The organism is Halodesulfovibrio sp., assembly GCF_015482765.1.
GTDB lineage: Bacteria > Desulfobacterota > Desulfovibrionia > Desulfovibrionales > Desulfovibrionaceae > Halodesulfovibrio.
In genome coordinates, this window is record NZ_JADMLB010000052.1 from 1 (window position 1) to 4120 (window position 4120).

Here is a 4120-nt window from a genome sequence, read left to right on the forward strand (position 1 = left end):
AAATGCACATAGGAATAAACAGGACTGTAAAACAACTTCATCTCGCAAAAAGACGTTTTGATATGAGTAAAATGGAGCAACACACTCTTATAGTTTGCTGAACAGTACCGCGTGTTGCGTTGAGGAAAAAAGCATCTTACTGCAAGGTCAGCTACAACCTGTTTTCAGGCTCCGTATTCTATGTGCGTATATATGTCCATGAACAAGATATCATTCCGACACGCATCTTGCTGTCCTTTAAATAAGAATTGACTTTCAAGGTGCGAACAGTCATCCTATCATACCACATTTTTAACAAGGAGACCTCCATGGCACAGGTCAAAAACGGCGATTCAGTAAAAGTTCACTACACTGGTACCCTTGAAGACGGCTCTGTTTTCGATTCCTCCCGCGAACGCGAACCACTCGAGTTTACTCTTGGTTCCGGTATGCTCATTCCTGGTTTCGAAAAAGCTGTTGAAGGTATGAATGTTGGTGACTCCACTAAAGTTACTATTCCAGCAGACGAAGCATACGGTCAGCGTAACGATGAAATGATCATCGACGTTGCCAATGATCAGGTGCCTGAACACATCACTCCGGAAGTTGGCATGCTTTTGCAGCTTGAATCCGAAGGTGGCGTGATGGAAGTAGTGATTACTGCCGTAAAAGAGGATGGCATTACCCTTGATGCTAACCACCCGCTCGCAGGTAAAGACCTTACTTTCGAAATTGAGCTCGTTGAAATCGTTTAATCCGATTTCATTCGAATAAAAAAAAGCCCGTGCTGATTTTTCAGCACGGGCTTTTTTGTTTGCATTGTAACCTGACTGGGCAGTTCTATCTTCGCCAAAAGAAAACCCCGCTCAGCCGAAGCTAAGCGGGGTTATACCTTTTGACGGGATGCTTACTTAAAGCAGCTTACCAATTTGAACTACAGCCACAGCAACTGTGTAAGCGAGACCTGTGTTGAAGACTACAGAGAACAATGCCCATTTCCATGAGTTTGCTTCCTGTTTAATTGCAACAACAGTTACGAAACACGGTGCGTAGAGAAGTACAAAGAGAAGGAATGCAACAGCAACACTTGGAGTCCAGTTAGGATCCTGAGCGATACGCTCTGCAAGCGGTGCTGCGTCTTCCGGATCTACTTCACCGAGAGAGTATGCTGTACCAAGAGTAGATACAATAACCTCTTTCGCTGCGAAACCACCTACGAGAGCGATGTTTGTACGCCAGTCGAAACCGACAGGGCTCATTACAGGCTCAAGAGCTACACCGATGCTGCCTGCATAGGAGTTCTTAAGGGTAACTTCAGCCTGTTCGTTTTCAATGGAAGCAAGTTTTTCTTCGAGAGCTTCTACAGAAGCACCGGATGCATTTGCAGTATCAATCTGTTCCTGAACAACTGTTTTCTGTGCATCAAACGCTGCAACCTGATCTGCCGGAAGGTTCGGGAAGGTCATTGCTGCCCAGATAAGGATAGAGATAGCAAGGATAACGGTACCGGCTTTCTTAATGTACTGCCATGTACGTTCCCAAGTGTGAATCAAAAGACCACGCAATGTAGGGAAACGGTAAGGTGGAAGTTCCATTACGAAAGGAGTCGCTTCACCTTTAATTACAGTGTGACGAAGGATTTTGGAAACAATCAGAGCACATGCCCATGCTGCCATTGTGAGCAGGAACATGACCATTGCCTGATTTTCTTCAAAAAATACGCCTACAAAAAGAAGGAATACAGGAAGCTTAGCACCACAAGCCATGAACGGCGCGGTAATAAGCGTTGCGAGCTTTTCTTTAGGACTGCGCAAGGTACGCGCTGCCATTACACCTGGAACAGCACAGCCACCAGCAATACCACCGGATACGATAAACGGCATTACAGAGCAGCCGTGAAGACCGAAGAAACGGAAAACTCGGTCAAGCATGTATGCAACACGAGCCATGTAGCCGGAGTCTTCAAGGAGTGCGATCTGAAGGAACATGAACATAATAAGCGGAACAAAGCCCATTACGCCGCCTACGCCGTCAATGACGCCGGAAACCACGAGGGATTTCAACAGGCCGTCCTGCATATTCGCTTCTGCTGTTTCACCAAGCCAACCAAAGAAGTTTTCAAACCAGCCCACTGGAGTTTCACTGAAAGTAAATGTTACCTGATAAATAAGGTACATAATTCCCAGCATAATGAGTGGACCAAGGAAGCGATGTGTTACAACACTGTCAATTTTATCAGAAAGAGCTACACGGTCAGCAGCAGAATCGAGACGGGTAACTACGCCCTGACGAACGATGGAAGTAATGTAGCCGTAGCGGTAGTCCGCAATAACAGCTTCAGGGTAGGTAGCAAGAGTGCTTTCAAGATGCTTTGCAACACTCTTAACAATCTCTTCAAGCTCTGCAGAAACAGGATGAATTTCGCGACCAAGCTGCATGATTTCATCGTCGCTCTCAAGGTACTTAAGAGCAGTCCAGCGAGATGGGTAACGATCTGTCAGAAGGTTGTTTTTCTCAATAAGAGCAACCATCTTATCCAGTGCTGGATCAAGGTCAGGGCCATATGAAATTGCTAACGGCTCCCATTTTTTACCTTGGTTCGCTGCAGCACACTTTACTGTAGCCTCAAGCAAGCTTGGGATACCTTCGCCTGTACGTGCAACTGTTTCAACAACAGGCACATCCAGCAGCTCAGAAAGTTTATCAATATCAATCTTCATACCCTGCTTGTTCGCTTCGTCCATCATGTTCAATGCAAGAACAAGTGGAGCGCCCATTTCCATCAGCTGGATTGCAAGGTACAAGTTACGTTCAAGAGCGCCAGCGTTAAGTACATCAATAACAACGTCTGGACGCTGGTCTGCAACTACGTTACGCGCAACAATTTCTTCCATTGTGTACGCAGTAAGAGAGTACGTACCCGGAAGGTCGATAAGGTGAATTTTGTTATCACCAACAGTGGTGAAACCTTCTTTCTTATCAACAGTAATACCCGGGTAGTTACCTACGTGCTGACGAGCACCTGTAATTGCGTTAAACGCAGTTGTCTTACCGGAGTTTGGGTTACCGGCAAGAGCAACTTTAATCTCTTTAGACATGAAACATTCCTCGTAAAAACAGAAAATTTGTGTGGCAGATAATAACTAAACGCGCTCAACAGCAATGTAGTCGGCTTCGTTATTACGCAGGGACAGCGTGAAACCAGTAAGACGCAATGCTACTGGATCCTGCAATGGTGCACGACCGACAACTTCAAGCTCAGCTCCGGGAACAAGTCCCATATCACGAATACGGCGACCAAGCTCTCCGATTGCAGTAATTGCAACCACTTTTGCCTTTTCCCCTACTTTTAATTCTCGCATTGGCATAGCGTTAGACATTCGAACCACCCCTTGTGAGATTGAAAATCTCTATCAATTAAAACCAGTAAAAAAAGTGTGCCGTTCTGCACACCATCGGATCAAACAATTACTGCTCTTTGTGTGAAGAGCAATTACAGCCAGTTTTCGTATCTTGCGAAATCGATCCACCTGCTGAGCTGCACCCTCCGCAGTCGCTTCCGCAACCACAACCACCGGATGCACCTTTTTTCATAAAGCGGCGTACAAGATAACCAGCTGCCACAGCAATAATAGCCGCAACAATAATAGCATCCAACATTGGGACACCTCCGATTATACATAAACTACACAGCGTATTTAGTATGTCATGTAACCTGACGTACTAACGGCAAAAGGAACACCCTTTTGCCTACGAGTATATCCACACGATCAAACTACTAATATGTGCCCGTAGGTTGAACGTGATCATTCGCTTTGTCGTTCTCTATTGGTTCACAGTCCAATTTACATGCAATGTCATCGCCCAACGTGAGCAGACAATCCTTTACTCGGAAGCTGCATGGCGCACAAACCTCAACAACTGTTCCCGGAGTTAACCCCAGTGCACAGAGTCTACCGCGCAACTTAGGTTCGGAACAAAAGCCTTTGATCCGAGCTTTGCAACCAGCAGGTAAAGAATTCAATTTACGCTTGCGTTTACAACATGGCATATGTGACCCTCCAAAACGTATGACTAGTGAGTAGTCAAATTGAAAATGATTGTCAAGGACATTGAGAATGTAATTGAAAATTATTTTCAA

General features: G+C 45.4%; 5 protein-coding genes. 1 reads left to right on the top strand and 4 read right to left on the bottom strand.

Translation table 11 applies throughout. The annotated features are described in order from the left end of the window. Positions 1 to 308: 308 nt before the first annotated feature. Positions 309 to 734: a peptidylprolyl isomerase gene (locus QZY95_RS08685; RefSeq protein ID WP_290922275.1), complete on the top strand. Its 426-nt coding sequence runs from the start codon at positions 309 to 311 to the stop codon at positions 732 to 734. Between the two features lie 156 nt (positions 735 to 890). On the opposite strand, the gene feoB is transcribed toward QZY95_RS08685, so the two are convergent. The 4 genes from feoB to QZY95_RS08705 form a co-directional block, all read right to left on the bottom strand. After that, positions 891 to 3077, bottom strand: a complete 2187-nt coding sequence (gene feoB / locus QZY95_RS08690; protein ID WP_290922278.1) for a ferrous iron transport protein B — start codon at positions 3075 to 3077, stop codon at positions 891 to 893. Positions 3078 to 3122: 45 nt separating this feature from the next. After that, positions 3123 to 3359 (bottom strand): FeoA family protein, encoded by a 237-nt coding sequence (locus QZY95_RS08695; RefSeq protein WP_290922281.1) that lies wholly within the window; start codon positions 3357 to 3359, stop codon positions 3123 to 3125. A gap of 88 nt (positions 3360 to 3447) precedes the next feature. Next, complete coding sequence (locus QZY95_RS08700; protein ID WP_290922284.1) at positions 3448 to 3639, bottom strand: FeoB-associated Cys-rich membrane protein; 192 nt, start codon at positions 3637 to 3639, stop codon at positions 3448 to 3450. A 118-nt stretch (positions 3640 to 3757) separates the two neighbouring features. Then, entirely contained in the window at positions 3758 to 4030 is a 273-nt protein-coding gene (locus QZY95_RS08705; RefSeq protein WP_290922286.1) for a FeoA family protein, read from the bottom strand. Positions 4031 to 4120: the final 90 nt, after the last annotated feature.